The sequence below is a fragment of the Paenibacillus sp. FSL F4-0122 genome (assembly GCF_038002845.1).
Classification (GTDB): Bacteria; Bacillota; Bacilli; order Paenibacillales; family Paenibacillaceae; genus Paenibacillus_AQ; species Paenibacillus_AQ odorifer.
Genome location: NZ_JBBODI010000001.1, coordinates 3078299 through 3096798 on the forward strand (window position 1 = coordinate 3078299; position 18500 = coordinate 3096798).

20 protein-coding genes and 1 pseudogene are annotated in these 18500 nt (G+C 41.4%); 17 read left to right on the top strand and 4 right to left on the bottom strand.

Going from position 1 to position 18500, the window contains the following annotated elements:
* The first annotated feature begins 73 nt into the window (after positions 1-73).
* Complete coding sequence (locus MHH49_RS13285; protein WP_076099969.1) at positions 74-403, top strand: four-helix bundle copper-binding protein; 330 nt, start codon at positions 74-76, stop codon at positions 401-403.
* Positions 404-578: 175 nt separating this feature from the next.
* Entirely contained in the window at positions 579-1622 is a 1044-nt protein-coding gene (locus MHH49_RS13290; protein WP_305953526.1) for a globin-coupled sensor protein, read from the top strand.
* Positions 1623-1707: 85 nt separating this feature from the next.
* Here MHH49_RS13290 and MHH49_RS13295 read toward each other — a convergent pair whose 3' ends face one another.
* The gene (locus tag MHH49_RS13295) at positions 1708-1878 is read right to left on the bottom strand and encodes a hypothetical protein (RefSeq protein WP_155288200.1); all 171 of its coding nucleotides are present in this window, start codon (positions 1876-1878) and stop codon (positions 1708-1710) included.
* Between the two features lie 137 nt (positions 1879-2015).
* Here MHH49_RS13295 and MHH49_RS13300 point away from each other — a divergent pair, with 137 nt between their 5' ends.
* The 3 genes from MHH49_RS13300 to MHH49_RS13310 all read left to right on the top strand — a co-directional run bounded on the left by MHH49_RS13300 (position 2016) and on the right by MHH49_RS13310 (position 4358).
* Positions 2016-2339: a PadR family transcriptional regulator gene (locus MHH49_RS13300; RefSeq protein WP_036681391.1), complete on the top strand. Its 324-nt coding sequence runs from the start codon at positions 2016-2018 to the stop codon at positions 2337-2339.
* 16 nt (positions 2340-2355) lie between these two features.
* Entirely contained in the window at positions 2356-2892 is a 537-nt protein-coding gene (locus MHH49_RS13305) for a DUF2812 domain-containing protein (RefSeq protein WP_036681393.1), read from the top strand.
* A gap of 233 nt (positions 2893-3125) precedes the next feature.
* Entirely contained in the window at positions 3126-4358 is a 1233-nt protein-coding gene (locus MHH49_RS13310) for a glycosyl hydrolase family 8 (RefSeq protein WP_256715445.1), read from the top strand.
* An 80-nt stretch (positions 4359-4438) separates the two neighbouring features.
* Here MHH49_RS13310 and MHH49_RS31175 read toward each other — a convergent pair.
* Positions 4439-4644: pseudogene (locus MHH49_RS31175) on the bottom strand (hypothetical protein); the annotation flags it as partial.
* A gap of 484 nt (positions 4645-5128) precedes the next feature.
* Between MHH49_RS31175 and MHH49_RS13315 the strand changes: the two are divergent.
* From MHH49_RS13315 to MHH49_RS13325, 3 genes are all read left to right on the top strand, one after another.
* On the top strand, positions 5129-5929 hold the full coding sequence (locus MHH49_RS13315) for a CPBP family intramembrane glutamic endopeptidase (RefSeq protein WP_051491120.1): 801 nt from the start codon (positions 5129-5131) through the stop codon (positions 5927-5929).
* A gap of 137 nt (positions 5930-6066) precedes the next feature.
* The gene (locus MHH49_RS13320; protein WP_076099967.1) at positions 6067-8448 is read left to right on the top strand and encodes an ATP-binding protein; all 2382 of its coding nucleotides are present in this window, start codon (positions 6067-6069) and stop codon (positions 8446-8448) included.
* Positions 8426-9082 (top strand): response regulator transcription factor, encoded by a 657-nt coding sequence (locus tag MHH49_RS13325; protein ID WP_038573390.1) that lies wholly within the window; start codon positions 8426-8428, stop codon positions 9080-9082. The genes MHH49_RS13320 and MHH49_RS13325 overlap by 23 nt, the downstream gene beginning before the upstream one ends.
* Here the strand turns inward: MHH49_RS13325 and MHH49_RS13330 are convergent.
* Positions 9063-9428, bottom strand: coding sequence for a hypothetical protein (locus MHH49_RS13330; RefSeq protein ID WP_076099965.1), 366 nt, complete (start codon positions 9426-9428; stop codon positions 9063-9065). The genes MHH49_RS13325 and MHH49_RS13330 overlap by 20 nt on opposite strands.
* 122 nt (positions 9429-9550) lie before the next feature.
* On the opposite strand from MHH49_RS13330, the gene MHH49_RS13335 reads away from it, so the two are divergent.
* The 9 genes from MHH49_RS13335 to arsC all read left to right on the top strand — a co-directional run bounded on the left by MHH49_RS13335 (position 9551) and on the right by arsC (position 17288).
* Positions 9551-10069: a DinB family protein gene (locus MHH49_RS13335; protein WP_076099979.1), complete on the top strand. Its 519-nt coding sequence runs from the start codon at positions 9551-9553 to the stop codon at positions 10067-10069.
* A 16-nt stretch (positions 10070-10085) separates the two neighbouring features.
* Positions 10086-10229: a hypothetical protein gene (locus MHH49_RS13340; RefSeq protein WP_178420318.1), complete on the top strand. Its 144-nt coding sequence runs from the start codon at positions 10086-10088 to the stop codon at positions 10227-10229.
* Between the two features lie 207 nt (positions 10230-10436).
* The gene (locus MHH49_RS13345; protein ID WP_076099963.1) at positions 10437-12398 is read left to right on the top strand and encodes an ABC transporter ATP-binding protein/permease; all 1962 of its coding nucleotides are present in this window, start codon (positions 10437-10439) and stop codon (positions 12396-12398) included.
* A gap of 28 nt (positions 12399-12426) precedes the next feature.
* Entirely contained in the window at positions 12427-13095 is a 669-nt protein-coding gene (locus MHH49_RS13350) for a response regulator transcription factor (RefSeq protein ID WP_038573388.1), read from the top strand.
* The gene (locus MHH49_RS13355; protein ID WP_081382531.1) at positions 13096-14439 is read left to right on the top strand and encodes a sensor histidine kinase; all 1344 of its coding nucleotides are present in this window, start codon (positions 13096-13098) and stop codon (positions 14437-14439) included.
* A gap of 36 nt (positions 14440-14475) precedes the next feature.
* Positions 14476-15021: a GNAT family N-acetyltransferase gene (locus tag MHH49_RS13360; protein ID WP_305953525.1), complete on the top strand. Its 546-nt coding sequence runs from the start codon at positions 14476-14478 to the stop codon at positions 15019-15021.
* Positions 15022-15102: 81 nt separating this feature from the next.
* The gene (locus tag MHH49_RS13365; RefSeq protein ID WP_076099962.1) at positions 15103-15429 is read left to right on the top strand and encodes an ArsR/SmtB family transcription factor; all 327 of its coding nucleotides are present in this window, start codon (positions 15103-15105) and stop codon (positions 15427-15429) included.
* Positions 15430-15557: 128 nt separating this feature from the next.
* Entirely contained in the window at positions 15558-16847 is a 1290-nt protein-coding gene (locus MHH49_RS13370; protein WP_036680316.1) for an arsenic transporter, read from the top strand.
* Positions 16848-16868: 21 nt separating this feature from the next.
* Positions 16869-17288: an arsenate reductase (thioredoxin) gene (arsC, locus tag MHH49_RS13375; RefSeq protein WP_036680313.1), complete on the top strand. Its 420-nt coding sequence runs from the start codon at positions 16869-16871 to the stop codon at positions 17286-17288.
* Between the two features lie 18 nt (positions 17289-17306).
* Here the strand turns inward: arsC and MHH49_RS13380 are convergent, their stop codons facing one another.
* Positions 17307-18491, bottom strand: coding sequence for an oxalate decarboxylase family bicupin (locus tag MHH49_RS13380; protein ID WP_076099960.1), 1185 nt, complete (start codon positions 18489-18491; stop codon positions 17307-17309).
* Positions 18492-18500 lie beyond the last annotated feature (9 nt).

Below are 18500 nucleotides of genomic sequence, written 5' to 3' on the forward strand. Positions count from 1 at the left end.
TTTATTTGCTCAAATTGGGTATATATAGAGTAGGGGACTATCCTAATTTATGATTTCGAGAGGAGTATGTGTTATGGCACATCAAAACTACAAAGTGTGTATTGAAGAGTGTTTGAAATGTATGGTAGCTTGTAATCACTGTTACTCAGCTTGTTTGGATGAGGATCATGTGGGGATGATGAAGGAGTGCATTCGCCTGGATCGTGAATGTGCTGATATATGCGAGTTCGCAGCTCATGCGATGTCGATGAACAGTAAATATGCAAAAGAAATTTGTCTGGCTTGTGCAGAAGCTTGTGAAGCCTGCGGCAACGAATGCCAAAAGCATGATCATGAACATTGCCAGCAATGTGCAGAAGCTTGTTTTGCTTGTGCAAGAGTTTGCCGTGAAATGGCGGCATAAATTAAAGCTTGAAACTGAAAGGGCTGCCGCGGCAGTCCTTTATTCATGAATAGGAAGCCAAATCTAAGGGCAACTAGTGAGGTTTTGTAAAATTATTAAGCAATATAGGTAAATATAGTGTTAAAATTTATTGAAATAATACCTTTATAATCAAGAGATATAGATGCCATAGGGGATGGCTGAGAAAAATAAACAGAATGAGGGGGATGTTAACAACGTTATGATCAATCTTAGTCCAGAACGACTCCAGCAAGTTAGCTACATAGGGATTACTGAAGCTGATTTAGAATTATTAAAAAGCAAGGAGAAAGAATTCAAATTAATCGTTAGCTCATTGGTTGAGGAACTGTATAAACAGATGACGATGGAGCCAGAATTGCTCCACATCATTGAGCAGCACAGTACACTGGATCGATTAAAAGAAACACAGCAGTGGTATTTTTTATCCATGGCCTCTGGTGTGATCGATGAAGCATTTATTGAAAGACGTTTGCTTATCGGGAAAATCCATTCTCGTATTGGATTAACAACGAATTGGTATTTGGGGACGTACATATTATATCTGGATCTGGCTACTGCTTATTTTGAACGGATATTACCAAACGAGTGGAAGCCTGTTATTCATGCCTTAACCAAGATGTTTAATCTCGATTCACAGCTCGTTCTTGAAGCCTATGAAGTGGATGAAAAAGCAAAAATTGAAAACTTGCTGGAGAAGCAAAATCACCTGCTTACAGGAGTGAGTTCAGCCGTTCAGGAGCTGGTATCTTTGATGGTTCAATTAAAGGATAGCAGTGAATCGATAGAAAGTTTAGCTAGTAAAAATGCTGATTATCAAGAGAAAACGCATCAAACGGTATTATATTTAGACAAAGAGGTGGAGTCTATTCATCAAGTGGGTACGATGATTAGAGAAGTGGCTGATCATACGCATCTTTTAGGCTTAAATGCGGCTATCGAAGCCGCCAGAGCTGGGGAGTTTGGAAGAGGGTTTGAAGTTGTGGCTAATGAGGTTCGTAAGCTAGCCCGCCGCTCAAAGGATTCATTGGTAACCATTGACCAGAAACTAGACAATATCAATGCCACCCTTTCCAAGGTGAAAAAAGAATCGGAACATAACTCAATGTATTCCAAGGATCAAGTCAAAAGCTCTCAAGAGCTGGCTTCCTTCGTGAACTTAATTGAAAAAGTGACTGCTGAGTTAGAGAGCTTGAAATGAAGCTGCCACGGATTGAAACACTCCTTCAGAAAATTCTGAGGAGTGTTTTTTTGTTTGAAATATAAGAAGTTATTAGCGGTCTAGCTTAGACATCAGTTTTGGAGACACCGTTTAAGCTGGGCACATAATCAGCAGCCTTATCGATGTTCACCATCTGAGCGGCTTCATTGAAATTGTTGTTATTCTCCGCATTGTTTTTCTTACTTGGTTGATGTTTACCTGGAGCTTCTTTGGGATTGGCACTATTTTTGGGCATGACATTCACCTCCATATTCTTCACCTAGTATGAGAAGGTAGTTTGAATTTTATGCCAGCAGTTGACAAGTGTATCATTAAAAGATATAGTTCATTTAATGATATATCTTTTAATGATACATATGAGGAGGTGATTAAGTGTCAAGAACGGACTCATTGGAAATGGGAGAGCTCACAGACACTGCATTTTATATTCTCTTATCTTTAGTCGAAGCCAAACACGGATATCTAATTATGAAATCGATCGAAACGATGACGAACAATCAATTTTCAATTGGGCCTGCTTCCATGTATACAACCATTAAGAAGCTGTTAGCGGCTGAATTTATTGAGCTGTATAAAGAAGAAGAGGATGACAAACGAAAAACGTATATTGCAACAGAAAAAGGGATTGGATTGCTAAGAAAAGAAGTAGAGCGCCGAAAAGAAATGATTAGACATGCAGAACAAATTCTCAAATAAAAGGTGGGGAATAGGCATGAAGAATACAAAATATGTGACCAGCGGGGGCTTAGCTTTTACTGAAAAAGGTGATATGCAGAAATTGAGTAAGTATGCCAAAAGGGGCTGGCTCCTGGAAAGCTTTGCACCATTTGGTTATAAGTTAAGAAAGGGAGATCCCCAGACTTTTGAGTACAGTGTAGATTATCACACGAATGTGGATGAGGAGTATTATTTGATTTTTGAAGATGCCGGATGGACCTATGTCTGTTCTGCCGGAAATGGGTTTCATATCTTTCGGGCAGCTGCAGGTACGGCGCCTATCTACTCAGACACTGGGACCCTCATTGACAAATATGAACGTGAAAAGAAAACGATGAGCAAAGCAGCCTTGCCATTGCTTATAGCTTTGATTGTTTTTATCTTCCTAGCGATCTTGGGCGTTAATGGATGGTTACCTGAGATGGTGAGGAATATCAGCCTAGTGTTAGTAGTGGTCACACTTTGTATGTTGGTCTTTCCGGGTCTTCCATACATTGCGTATCGACTTAAATTAAATAAATTACGAGAATAGCGAATGAATTTTTATCTAAAGGATGTTTGCACAGCCATGAATGAAGTTGGTTGTGGGATCATCCTTTTTTAGTTGAGGAGTGAGAACAAATCTAAGTCTCAGATATATAGTACTAATGATCTATTAATGGGATTTATTATATATTAATTCCATATTCTGTATTACAATGATGACGAATACGAATTAGCTTGCTGTTTTCTTTCAAATTACCACAATTGAAGAGGAGGCAATGAATGATGAAGAAGAATGCAAAGCTTAGGTTGAGTTGGAGAAGCCTTATTGTCGTATGTTTGATAATTAGTATTCTTCCTGCCGGTTCCGCGTTTGCAGCAGTGAACAAACCTTTTCCGCAACACACCACCTACACGAGTGGATCTATCAAGCCGAACAATGTAACCCAGACCAGTATGGATAATTCAGTGAAGACCAAATGGGATGCGTGGAAAACGGCCTATCTCAAACCAGCTGGCACTGGCAAATATTACGTTAAGTATAATTCAGATGGAGAAACGGTATCTGAAGCACATGGTTACGGGATGTTGTTCACAGTTTTGATGGCTGGTTATGACAGTAATGCTCAGACTTATTTTGACGGCTTATATAATTATTACAAGGCTCATCCAAGTACAATTAACCCTTATTTGATGTCCTGGAAGCAAAATAGCAGCTTTCAAAACATTGAAGGAGAGGATTCGGCTACAGATGGAGATATGGATATAGCTTTCTCATTGCTGCTTGCGGACAAGCAGTGGGGAAGTAGTGGTACGATCAATTATTTACAAGCTGCAAAAGATATCATCAATGCGATTATGGACAATGAGATTAACCAGACACAGTGGACGATCCGTCTAGGTGACTGGGCGAATAGTGGCTCGTATAATACAGCAACTAGACCTTCGGATTTCATGCTAAATCATTTAAAAGCATTCCAACAGGCTACAGGAGATACCCGCTGGACGAATGTTATCGATAAAACGTACACGATTATAAATAGCCTTTATACGGGTTATAGCTCTAGCACTGGACTCTTGCCTGATTTCGTAGTTTACTCTGGGGGTGTGTATAAACCTGCTGCGGCGAATTTCCTTGAAGATGCCAATGACGGGAATTACAATTACAATTCTTGTCGTACCCCATGGCGGATCGCAACAGATTATTTGATTACTGGAGACAGCAGGGCGCTTACGCAGCTTAATAAGATGAATAGCTGGATTAAGACTAAAGTAAGCAGTACACCTGGTAGTATAAAAGATGGGTACAAGCTAAACGGAACCGTATTTGGAAGTTACAACAGCGGTGCCTTCTATGCTCCATTTGGGGTCAGTGCGATGACCTCATCAACTTACCAAAGCTGGTTGAATTCTCTCTGGAGCCACACAGCAAGCAGTGCTGCAGAAGATTACTATGAAGACAGCATCAAGCTGTTTTCGATGATCGTTATGTCTGGCAACTGGTGGACCTATTAAGAGAATATTTAGGTAGAAAAAGGCTGCCCCCAAAACGTTCATGCCCAAAACCATAAAAGCCAAACAGAACAGCGATTCTCCTAATATTGGAGAATCGCTGTTCTGCATTTTTGGTCAACTGCAGCTTGCTTCAGTAGATTATGGGCAAGTGAAAGCCACCCGATCTCTAACGTCACTTTTTTGTGCCGCAAAGCAGAAATCACTGGAATCCCCGAGATCCCCGCAATCTTCGTTTGTTCTTCGGTTATCCAAATACACTTTGCGGTTTCATCATTCGGCGTACGGCGGAGCATCCTTTATTTGATAACCAATTGAATCAAGGGGCGTACCTAGTGATGCTCCAAATGATGCAATAAGCGAAGCACTTATACAGCAATTAGGGAATTTCTCCCTGAAATTCAGAGATTTCTGTTCATAAGACATATAATTAGGGAAAACTTCCCTAAATTTTGGCCGATTCAGTAACTAATAAAGAAATCTCCCTGATTATTAGGGAGGAATTCCCTGATTTTGTCCTTTTAGAGCGAATATCGGCTATTTTCAGGGAGTATTTCCCTAATTAGTTTACACTTACGCTGCACATCGCACACCATTTCCCTATTTTTGGGACAACCTTTCTGAAGACTTTGCGGCATACAGATAAGCAGTACCGCAAAAGAATTGTGGTTTTAGCGAACGTTGTTTTCGGTGAAACGTCCTGCCAGTTTATATACAATTGGATTAAATAGGAAAATGTAGTTCCTTATATCTAAAAAAGGCAGGTGATAATATTGCTCTCAGACAAGAAACAATCTCTACTATTTATTATTATCGTATGGGCAATGGCGTTAGGGATGTTACTGCTTCCGGAATCGGCACAGGGTCTGTATGGGTTTACTCCTTTTTTCGCAGTATGTATCATGATGTTTCTGATTGTGAGAGATGGATACAGTGCTGAGGGATGGAGAAGGTTGGGCTTCAAATTTAGGGGAGGCAAAGAATACATATTGGCTTTAGTTATTCCCTTAGGTTCACTGGGAGCGGGTTATGCTGTCTATTGGATGGAATGGACTTCAAGCTTAATTCCTCCAGATTCATGGATCGAGATTGTTATATATTTGCTCGTTTACATTGTCCTTGGTTCGTTATCTGCTTTGGGGGAAGAGATCGGTTGGAGGGGCTGGCTGCTCCCGCGTTTTCAATGGATGGGAAGAGTAAGTTCTAGTGTAACAATGGGCTTAATCTGGGCTATATGGCATTATCCGGGGATTCTTGGGCCGCGTGCTTATCATTCCTCTGGAAGCCGCTGGCTCGTGGTGGTGCTCTTTACCTTATCTGTTATGTTTGCGGGCATCATTATAAATGAACTGCGTCTGTCCTCCGGTAGTATTTGGCCGGCAGTGCTTTTACACGGAACTAATAATGCTGTAGATAGTGTTTTGCACAATATTACTGTCAGTTCTTCACCTATGTTGGAGTATGTGGCCGGGGAGAGCGGTTGGGTTCCAATGATTTTATATGGGTGCGCAGCTATATGGATTCTGAATCGAAACCACAGAGTGAAACAGCAAAAAGCCAGAATAGAGCTATAATTCAATGCGGACATTTAGAAGGGAAGGAATATCATGCATAAAAGTATATAATTTCCTGTGTGATTCATATAAAATGGTAGGGGAATACCAACTAAGAATAGAGATATGTATAATTTTGTTCGTTCGGGGGATTTGAAATGACAGTAAAACTCCGCCAGTTATTCATATCAGGGTTACTTTGCATTTTTGCTTTTCTTATTATTCATTTTGTGGGGGTCATTCACTCTAATATCTTGCTTGGCGTTGGTCTGGAGCAGAATGAACGAGGGCAATATTATATTGCTGAGGCAGACGTTTTTAGCGAAGGGTATAAACAGAATTTAAGGGAAGGGGATATCTTATTACGGGTTAATGGGAAACCGATTGACAAAGTGGACGAAGCTGTTAGATATGGAAGCTTAACTCAGGTTCAATCCGTTGACCTTCTTCGTAACTCCAAGGGGGGTGCTCCACTTGCTTTGCATTATGATATTGAGAATAAATCCTCCATATATCATACGTTTACCCAGCTTGTAGTCCCTGGAGCGACATTTGTTTTTTTGGCAGTGTTAAGCCTTCTATTATACCGCAGGAGAAGCGGGGAGCGCTCAGCAGAGCTGCTGATTTCATTCTTTTTATTAGTCGGAATAACTTACTTTGCGGGATATGCTTCAAGTAGATCTGATCTTATAGGTAGAATCGCGATGGGTTGCGTGTTGCCTTTAATTCCACTGGTTTTTATTCACTTTCTCCAAGTATATCTGAAACGATTTGGTGTGTTAGTTTTATCTACTACTGTAATCAAAATATACTACGGCCTGGTTATTTTATTAAGCCTATTTTCCACCTCCAGTCTAATGGTTTACTCATGGGATAGATCCTTGTATTCCTTTATAAGGTTAATTATTATTGGGTTCTTTGTTTTCGGGATTTTTTACAGCATATTTAAGCTGCTACATTTATACATTACTTATCGAAGCACAGCGCTTAAATCGATGTTTAAAATTATGCTTACCGGACAAATCCTTGCGTTTACACCTTTTGTTCTCTTCTCAGCTGCACCCATTGCTGTTGGGGTCAACTTGATTCCTTACGAAATTACTACGATCTTTTTGTTTTTGATGCCAGTTACTTATTTTTATCTGCTGACGGCTAGGCAACTATTTGATATTGATTTCGCTTTTAATCGGTTTAAATATTATTTATTAATTGCTTTTTTTCCGGCGCTAATGATTGTAGCCGTACTTGCGATCATTCAGAGCAGGCAAGAGTATGATTGGATCAAATGGATTCAGATGTTTTTGGTTGTATATTTATCTATTACAATTTTTTTATTCTTTAAGGAGAAAATAGATTATTATTTCCGGCCTAAACTGTTCCGTGAGCTTTATCATTATCAAGGTAGTCTGGAGCGATTCTCGAAGCAAATCTCCAAGGTGATGAAGCGGTCTGATTTGGAGGCTGCAATTTACAAGGAAATCAATGAGATTTTACCGGTTAGTCGGTCTGCTTTTTTTGAGAGAGATGAGGATATGAGTAACCTCGAACAAATAGTCGACAATTCGGGCCAAGAGATCAACATAGAATTTGTATCGAAATCTCCAGTTTTTAAGGTAGGAGAAGTAGTTCAACTCAAACAGGGGATCTTACTCGTAATCGGACGTCACCAAAAAAAATTTCATCTCCTCTGGATTGATCATAAGAAGAACCATACAAAGCTTAATTCGGATGAGCTTAACTGGTTAAATACCCTCGCAAATTATGCGAGTATTGTCTATGAGAATTTATATCTTATTGAAGGCTTGATTGAAGACCTTGAAGCAGAGATGAAAAAAGAGCTGCATGCAGCACCATGGGTTCTACGCCTGATCTTTAACTTATCAGAGAAAGAACGCAGAAAGCTGGCGGCGGATTTACATGATTCTGCTCTTCAGGATCAGCTCATTTGGCTTCGCAGGCTGGAAACACTGATCTCCGATCATGATATTGACGCGGATATTTTGCCAGAGCTGCTTCAGATTAAAGAGGGACTTCTGGATGTGATATATCAGATTAGGGAGACCTGCAATGAACTGCGTCCGCCGCTGCTAAGAGAGACCGGAATTGTGAAGGCACTGGAACTATTGTTTGAGTATGCCCAGCTGCAGTCTAACTACATGATCACCTTTACATCCAGTCCGATTGGTGAGCTAAGTGATGATCTGGTGATTGCGTTGTATCGAATAGTACAGGAGCTCCTGCGGAATGCCGGGAAACATGCCAAGGCGAATCAGATTGAAATTGAGCTGGACCAGCAAGAGCATCTCTATTTCCGATATAAGGATGATGGGATTGGCATGAATATAGTTGATATCAGGGAATCTTTTCAGCATATGGGCCTGTCCGGCATCAAAGAACGTGTTGCGAGCTTAGAGGGGCAATGCACTTTTAACTCGGAGAAAGGGAAGGGACTGGAGGTTATTATTTATTTACCGACAATGGCTTTTGTAGAAGAAAAGCACAGAGGAGGCGATGACGATGATACGTATCTTGTTGGTTGATGATCATCCTTCAGTCGGAGAAGGAACCAAAACTATGATTGAGCAGGACGCGGATATGGAGGTTACTTTTGTTTTGTCAGCGATGGAAGCTTTGGATAGGCTGGAGCAACAAGAATTTGATGTGATCTTATGCGATCTCAACATGCCTACGATCAGCGGACTTGAATTCGCCAAAAGAGCCGTTCAACGTGATCCTGAATCTAAAGTGGTGATTTATACCGGATATGAGATCAGTGCTCATTATAATCTTTTGATGGAGTCAGGGGTCACAGGATTTATCTCTAAGACAGCTTCCCGAGAACAGTTGTTAAATACCATTCGTTGTGCACTGAGGAATGAGGCGGTCATTCCGGTGTCTTTACTTAAACAGCTACGAAGAAATGATATCAAGATTTCTAATCACCGGGATAATCGGCTGCTTGAAGAAGTGTCCATTAATCAAAGAGAACAGGAAATACTCCAAGAAGTAGCTAGTGGAAAAAGCAATAAAGACATAGCCAGCAAGCTTTTAATGTCACAAAGGACTGTGGAGTATAACCTGACGAGAATCTTTGAGAAGCTTAGTGTACATTCCAGATCCGAGGCTATTGTTGAGGGTAAACGACTAGGTCTTGTTAGGATGGAGACTTTCTAAGTTGAACAATCATAAGAGTGATGGAGACAGCGAGGGTTCCCAGTAGAAGAAATATGTCTCCTTCAAATTGGCCACCTAAGATCATCATTGCAATAAATTGAATAACGGCGACGATCAATCCGATCTGAAAAAATCGGTATTTTCCTTGCTTGATCGCAACATACATCTGAATGATCCCTACATTTAATAGAACATAAATAACAACGGCAATCGCTATCCACAGCCATTTAGCTTCCTCTGTTCCAGCAAATGTGGACCACATCGCTAGTGGAAGGGCATAACAATTAATCCCTATTAGAGCAATGGCCCATACAACCCAATACATAGTTTTGTTAGTTTTATTCATGGTGTTAAGCACCTCACTTTGACATCTTGATCGTCATTACCTGTAATTCATAATTCTGAACCATTCTGGTATTTAGATGTATTATTCTGAAAAAATCAAGGAGGAACATCCATATGATTGACATGAACCAACTATTTTTGATTACAGATATCCCAGGTTACTCGCCGCAAATCAGCCGACTTTTATCCATGATGAACTATGCAAGATATGCAACATTAGAAGCCGTTAAGGGTCTAACTGTGGAGCAACTGGATTATTTATTGGATGCTCAGAGTAACTCTATTGGAGCGTTATTATTGCACTACGCTGCTGTAGAATATGCATATCAAGTGGCAACGTTTGAGCAAAGAGATTTGTCTGAAGAAGAGCTAACAAGATGGGGACCAGCATTAAATTTAGGCGACGAAGGACGAGCCAATATTAAGGGGAATGACCTAAGCTATTATTTAGATCGCCTAAATGAAGTTAGACAAAAGACTTATGAATTATTCGCAACCGTCGATGATAATTGGTTATATACTGAAGAGGAATTCTGGCATAACAAACCTGCGAACTACTATTTTATGTGGTTTCACGTTTTTGAGGATGAAATCAATCATAGAGGCCAGATTAGGCTGATCCGAAAAAGAGCACTAGCTTAAGAAAGGAGGCGCGCGAATGGAGTACATAGAGAAAACTATAAAGCCTTTATTTAAGAAATATCCGCTGCTCTCGAAATTTGTATTAACAGTGGTGATTATAGACATCGTTTATTACGCCGGAAAACAAGTTGGAGGATTAGCTTATTACCTCATGCACTAATTTCTTTTGAAAATAAGCCGAATAGAAAAGGCGAGTTCCACTCATTTTGAGTGTGAATTCGCCTTTTTATATTGCTTAACCTAAATATCTGCTGTAGCTCTGACTCTTCCATGTGGCTATCCAGTTCATTATCAGTTCACACAAATTTGTTAGGATATGAAACATCAAAAGAGATATAGAGCATGACCAGGAGAGGAAGAGAAACAAATGAAAATATTAGAAGTTAAACATGTAAAGAAATCATATACTTTGTACGGTAAAGAAAAGGTGCCAGTACTCCATGATGTGAATCTAAGCTTTGAGACAGGTGAATTCGTCTCTATTCTAGGTGAGTCTGGCTGCGGAAAGTCCACACTGATGAACATCATTGGGGGAATGGACTCCGATTATGAGGGCGAGGTCCTTGTCCGCGGAAAGAATTTAAGCACGATGACCGAAAAGGAAATGGATGATTATCGCAAGAACAATATTGGCTTCGTTTTTCAAAATTTCAATCTGATCCCGCATCTGTCAGTTTTGGAGAATGTTACAGTGGCGATGCAGATGACGGATACCAGTGAGAAGGACCGCAATAAACGTGCTATAGATATTTTGACTGAGGTAGGCTTGAAAGAGCACCTGAAAAAACGTCCCAATCAGCTGTCCGGTGGACAGAAGCAAAGAGTGTCCATTGCCCGCGCGCTAGCGAATAATCCTGATATTATTTTGGCAGATGAACCTACAGGGGCCTTGGACAAGGATACCGGCGATCAAATTTTAGCCTTATTGGACAGCATAGCCAAAAGAGGGATATTGGTCATTACCGTGACCCACTCACAGAAAGTAGCCGACTCTGGTACCCGTATCGTAAAGGTTGAAGAAGGACGGATTAAAGATGATATTCAGTTAAAGGACCGCTCCTTGATTAGTTACGATGGAGGAGAGGGGTCATCCCGAAATCTCAGTTTATTTGCATCTTTTAAAATGGCTCTGCAGAATATGAAGCTCAACGCCAAACGTAATGTATTGGTAGCTTTGGGTGGGTCTATTGGTATTTTAAGCGTACTGTTGATGCTTTCCTTAGGGAATGGAATTACGAACTATATGAATGACGAAATTAATTCAAGTATGGATCCTTTACTCGTGGATATAACTAAACCCAGTGAAGAAGCTAAAGGCATGCAAGGTCCAGAGGCAATGATGTTGCCGGGCGAAACGTTTACGGCTGCCGATATTGAAACCATTCGAAATATTCCAAATGTTGATTATGTAGAAACCATCACTTCCATTTCGGGCAAATCTACTATGGTTTATGCAGATCAGACGATTAGTCTTACACAATTAACTACCTTAACGGATGCTTTTGATAAAGAGACGATTACCGCAGGGGCTTTTCCAGAGGACAAAGAGATATTATTACCCGTGAAAACGGCAAGTAAATTAAGCGGAAACGACAGTCCAGAGTCTTTGGTAGGGAAGTCGATTCATCTATATATTAATGAAATGGATGCTAAGCATAAACCGGTCACATTGGAACAAGAAGTCACTATCTCTGGTATTTATGAAAGCACTGATCCAAGAGCGCAAATGCAACCCACGGGTTATCTTCCAGCGCAGACTTTGGAGCAAATGTATGCTGACAAGGGGATTACAATAGGTTCAATTCAAGTTAATGCTTTTGCAACCGATATGAAATATGTGAATGATATTAATGCAGCCGCTGTTGATGCTGGGTTCTCAGGTTCTCAATCGGCAAAAATCATGGAGCGAATCACAACTTATGTGAATATGGCTACTATAGTTCTCTCTGGTATTGCCGGGATTTCACTTCTCGTATCAGGGATCATGATATTGGTTGTGCTATATATCAGTGTAGTGGAACGGACTAAGGAAATCGGGATTCTTCGGGCAATTGGCGCAAGGAAAAAAGATATTAAGCGTATATTCTTTTCTGAATCAGCTTTATTAGGTGTATTCAGCGGTATCTTTGCAGTACTCTTTGCCATTGTCATTAGTTATGTGTTAAATATTTTCTTGGACAATGCTTTTGGAGTGAAACTTATTAATCTATCCGGTTATTATGTGTTATTTGGGATCGTTGTGAGTACCCTGATTAGTATTATCGCCGGTTTGATGCCATCCTCTAAGGCTGCCAAACTGGATCCAATGGAATCTCTACGATATGAATAAATAGGTTAGCGGAGAGGATAATTGAGAGATGAACACGATTCTAGTGGCGGATGATGATTCTCATATCCGTAGATTAATACGATTATATCTTGAAAAAAACCAATTTTCCGTAGTGGAAGCAGCAGACGGTCAAGAGGCATTAGACATTCTAGCGCATACAAAGATCGATTTGGCGATTGTAGATGTAATGATGCCGAATGTAGATGGTATTGAATTGACCGAAGATATCCGATCTTATATCGATATTCCAATTCTGATGGTTACAGCTAGAGGAGAATCTAAGGACAAAGTCAGAGGATTTAATGCCGGATCAGATGATTATTTAGTCAAACCGTTTGATCCCATAGAATTGGTCCTGCGGGTAAAATCACTATTAAAAAGATATCATTTAACCTCCTCGAGTGTGATTCAATTAGGCGCAGTAATGATTGATCTGGGGAATTTGACCGTTGTTGCGGCTCAGAGAACGGTGGAGTTGAAGAAAAAGGAATGTGAGTTGTTATTTGCTCTGGCGGGTTCGCCAGGGCAAATATTCACGCGTTCTCAGCTCATAGAAAATATTTGGGGTGTCGATTATGAAGGCGACGAGCGTACGGTAGATGTGCATATCAAACGTCTGAGAGAAAGACTTGAATCGATTCCCGAGCTAATTATTTCTACGGTAAGAGGACTTGGATACCGTCTGGAGTTGGCCTAAATGTTGAAAAAAAGTCTGCGTCTGCGTATTGTCATTACGTTCATTGGGATTGTGATCGTCAGCTTAATGATCTCTTTTTTGCTAAATGTACGGTTTTCCGAAAATAATGTGCCCCCAAACCATATCTTCATTAGAGTAGCTGGAGACGTAGCAAAAGTGCTTAACCTAATCGATGATCCGGAAAAAGCACAGGCATTTACTAAACTACTCAATAAATATGGTGTCGATATTGCGAAAGTGAGAGTGAATGAGTGGAGTGATGCTGATTTTACAGTGGATAAGGAGAAGGTTTCCGCTCTATTTAAGCCAGATTCCTCAGACGCGGTGATGCTTAGTGATAAGTCTGGTGTTGCTATTGTTGGCATTCCCATCGTAGATAAAGATAAAGCTGCGCTAATCATTAAAATTGATTTTTCGTCGAGCTTGATCACATTCAGACGTAACGTATTTTTTACACTTCTAACGGTTTTAGTCATTGGAAGTTTACTGATTCTCTTGATGTCCGGTTTCATTGTGAAGCCTATCAAACGTCTGACGGAAGCTGCTAAGAAAATGGCATCAGGCGATTTATCTGTACGATTGACGCATAAAAATCAAGATGAGTTCGGGGAACTGATGGAAAGCTTTAATCATATGGCTAGTGAGCTGCAAAAGATAGATTCAGTTCGTGATGATTTTGTCAGCAATGTCTCTCATGAAATGCAGTCTCCACTTACGTCGATTAGAGGGTTTACTAGAGCGCTGCAAGATGGTGTCGTTCCAGTAGAAGAGCAAAAAGAGCATCTGGATATTATTTATCAGGAAACGCTGCGCTTATCCCGCCTAAGTGACAATCTGCTTAGATTAGCCTCGCTGGATTCAGAACATCATCCGGTTAATCTCACCACTTTTCAGCTGGATGAACAGTTAAGAAGAGCGATCGTTCTGGCGGAGCCACAATGGGCACAGAAAAACATTCAGATAGAATTAGATTTATTGCCCTGCGAAATTACGGTGGATAAAGATTTATTTGATCAAGTCTGGCAAAACCTAATCAATAATGCTATAAAATATACAAGCCAAGAGGGTATCATTCATGTCGAAATCGAGCGTTCTATAGCGTTTGTGAAGGTTTCTATTAAAGATTCTGGTCAAGGCATACCAGAGGAAGCATTGCCACGCATTTTTGATCGTTTTTATATGGTGGATAAAGCGCGGAGCAGCGTTCATAAAGGGAATGGACTTGGATTATCCATTGTTTTAAAAATTCTAAAAATGCATGATTGTAAAATAGAAGTGGAGAGCAGGGTTGGGGTAGGAACCCAGTTTATCGTCTCGATCCCTATCTCTCAACCCTATGAATAGTTAATGAGCTGAAGCTTAAGGCAAACTTTGAGGGGGATGATGATGCTAGAGCGAAGTCCTATCTATTTACGCGAATTGAAGTTTACGGACTGGAATGATGTCCATGCGTATTGTTCACAGGAGCGGGTGTGTCGTTTTCAAGCTTGGGGTCCAAATACTGCTGATCAAACTCATTCATTTGTGAACCAAGCACTAGAAGACTCTCAAAAAGTTCCCAGAACTCGGTTCGCGCAAGCCATAGTTGCAGTAGGAACTGAACATTTGATCGGCATGATTGAATTAAACATTAGAAGCCATACGGACAGAAGCGGTGAAATCGGCTATATTGTCCATCCTGATGCCTGGGGACAGGGAGTCGCTACAGCAGCGGCCAAACGGATGTTAAAGTTCGGTTTTGAAGAACTGCAACTACATCGAATATACGCGACCTGTGACCCTAGGAATAGTGGATCATCCAAGGTGCTCACCAAGATAGGTATGACCTATGAAGGAAGATTAAGGGATGCTTTACTTATTAAAGATGGGTGGCGGGATTCTTTGATGTTCAGTATGTTGGAGCATGAGTGGACGGTAGCCCGCTAAAAATTAACTCTTGCTTCCCACTGGTAAGTTCACTAGAATATAAGTATTAGCTTATATACTTTCGAAAGGAGGAGAGAAGGAATGCAGACAATAACGGAAATTGCTGAAGACTTGAAGCTATTCGGAGATAAGACCCGATTGGCAATGCTTTCTCTTCTGAAAGAGCGGGAATGGTGCGTGTGTGAATTCGTTGATATCTTTGACATTTCCCAGCCGGCGATTAGCCAGCATTTACGGAAATTGAAAAGTAGAGGAATCGTTAGGGAAAGCAAGCGGGGACAGTGGGTACATTATTCGTTAAATGTCGAGGATAAACCACATCTTAAGGCTGTTCTTCAACAGATGCCTAGTACCAAATCGATATTGGCTGAACTGAATAAAGAGGCTAAAGAGCCATGCTGCGACTAAATTTCAGGTAAGGATTTTTTTGATTTAAATATAACCATATAGTTATATAATGATGTTGGATTGAAGTCACATGCTTATATAGGAGTGTTGAAAAAGATGTGGATTGGCAGTAAAAGGGGGATGGCACTTTGGCTATTGTAGCTATCCTTATATTTTTAGTAACTTTAATCCTTGTAATCTGGCAGCCCCGGAATTTATCGATTGGATGGTCAGCCTGCGGTGGCGCGATCATAGCTTTGCTAGCTGGGGTAGTCAGCTTTAATGATGTTCTGGATGTAACGCAGATCGTGTGGAATGCTACTTTAGCGTTTGTGGCTATTATTCTGATTTCTTTAATTCTGGATCGAATCGGATTTTTTGAATGGGCTGCTTTACATATGGCACGGGCTGCCCGCGGGAATGGCAGACGAATGTTTGTGTATGTCATTGTTCTTGGCGCGTTAGTGTCTGCATTTTTTGCGAATGATGGAGCGGCTCTGATTCTTACGCCTATTGTGCTTGCGATGGTAAGGGCGCTGCATTTTGATGAGAAAAAAGTATTTCCGTTTATTATCGCCAGCGGTTTTATTGCCGATACCACCTCACTGCCGCTCGTGGTCAGCAATCTGGTCAATATCGTATCGGCGGATTTTTTCGGGATTACGTTTATGGAGTATGCAGGCAAGATGATTATACCTACGCTGTTTTCACTTGTGGCGAGCATCGTGGTGCTCTATTTCTTTTTTCGCAAAAGTATTCCCAAGCACTTTAACGATTCACAGCTAAAAGATCCGCATGAGGCGATTAAAGACAAAAAAATGTTCCAGCTGTCATGGATTGTATTGGTTGTTCTTTTGGTAGGGTATTTTGTCAGCGAATTTTTGGGTATTCCGGTATCTGTGGTTGCGGGGATTATAGCTATTTTGTTCCTGCTTCTCGCGAGAAGAAGCCCTTACGTCAAGGTGAAAGAAGTGATTACAGGAGCGCCTTGGGCGATTGTGTTCTTTTCCATTGGAATGTATGTCGTAGTATATGGACTTCGAAATGTTGGGCTGACGGATTTACTTGCTAAGATGATTGGGTCTATTGCTGATCAGGGCTTATTTGCCGCAACGATGGGTATGGGCTTCATAGCGGCATTGATCTCATCGCTGATGAATAATCTGCCTACCGTTCTGATTGACGCGCTTGCCATTGATGCAACGCATACCACTGGAATCATTAGAGAGGCTTTAATATATGCGAATGTTATAGGTTCGGACTTAGGACCGAAGATCACTCCGATTGGCTCACTCGCCACACTGCTGTGGCTGCATGTACTTTCGGCTAAAGGCGTGAAGATTTCTTGGGGAACGTATTTTAAGACAGGTATTATTTTAACCATTCCAACGTTATTTATTACGCTTTTAGGTCTTTATATGTGGTTGTTAATTAACTAATTTGAATAGGGGAAGATCAAGATGAACAAGAAAACAATTTATTTTTTATGTACAGGGAATTCCTGCAGAAGTCAGATGGCTGAAGGCTGGGCTAAGCAATATCTAGGAAAAGAATGGAGCGTGTACAGTGCAGGTATTGAAGCTCACGGTCTAAATCCAAAAGCTGTACAAGCCATGAGCGAAGTAGGCATAGATATCACGGGCCAGACCTCGGATATTATTGATGCTAATCTGCTGAACAACGCGGATCTGGTCATTACCTTATGTGGAGATGCTGCGGATAAATGTCCAATGACCCCTCCGAAGGTCAAACGGGAACACTGGGGCTTCGATGATCCGGCAAAAGCGCAAGGGACGGATGAAGAGAAGTGGGCAGTGTTCCAGCGTGTGCGTGACCAGATTGGAGATAGAATCAAACATTTTGCGGAGACTGGTGAATAAGCAAAGGGAGGAAGTAACCTATTCTTTTAACTTAGGGTATTTCACCACTGGCCATTTCACTTTCCGTAAGGCATCGGTCACTTCGGGCCCAACGTTCAAATTACTTTGAACCAATTCATGGGGAGTGAGAGCCATCCATTGGTTCAGAGAGACGTCGGCAAAACGGTCACTTTTGAACATTTCGAGGAACCACAACGATTCTTCTCCTGTGTTCTGAATATAATGTCCAAATGCAAAAGGAACATACCCAACATCGCCAGCCCTGTAATTAAAGGTACGTGCCGCACCGTTTCCGGCAAACACAGTCATCCGTCCTTTTCCGGTAAGATAATATTGCCACTCATCGTTGTTGGGGTGCCAGTGGAGTTCTCTCATTCCTCCAGGTTCAATCTCTACCAGTGCAGCAGCCACGGTCTTGGAGATCGGAAAGTTGCTGGAGTCAACGATTCTGACGCTCCCGCCAGGAGTCTTCAATGGAGGCTGTGCCAATAGCGAATGTTTGAAGCTCTGTGGAATTTCTCCGTATGGCGATTGCACCTTTTGGCTTTGTAATGAGCCGGGAACTTGATCCTGATAAATATAGACTTGTTCAGTGGGGATGGAGTCAAAGGCCTCGGCAGGTATTCCAAAGTTAGCTGAAAGTACCTCTTTGGGCGTATGGGCGAACCAATCGGAAATAGACAAGGTATTCAGATCAGAGAAGCTTCCGTCGTCGAAGACAAGGAGAAATTCACAGCCTTCTTCAAGACCTTGTATAGAGTGAGGAATACCCGGCGGAAAATACCATAGATCACCAGGTCCTACATCTGCTATAAAGTTCCGCCCATTCTGGTCCACAGCAGTAATCCGAGCGCGGCCTAACAGCATATAAGACCATTCCGATTGCTGATGCCAGTGAAGCTCTCGTACTCCACCGGGGGTCAGGCTCATATTCACACCTGCCAGTGTAGTTGCGATAGGGAGTTCTCTGACGGTTACTTCTCTGGACCAGCCACCATGATTAAGCTGCATATGCGCATCGGAGAAAGAAAATTTCAAATTGGGAACCAGGCCCGCATCAGTCACCGGAGGAACGAACATATCCGGATTCTCAAGATCCCGCATAACATCGCGGGGGCCTTTATCTAATCCCCCTGTGCCATCGCTTCGGATGGGCTGGGGGATGTTTGTTTTTTTTGCCGAATCCTGTCCAGCAGAAGTCATAAGATGTTC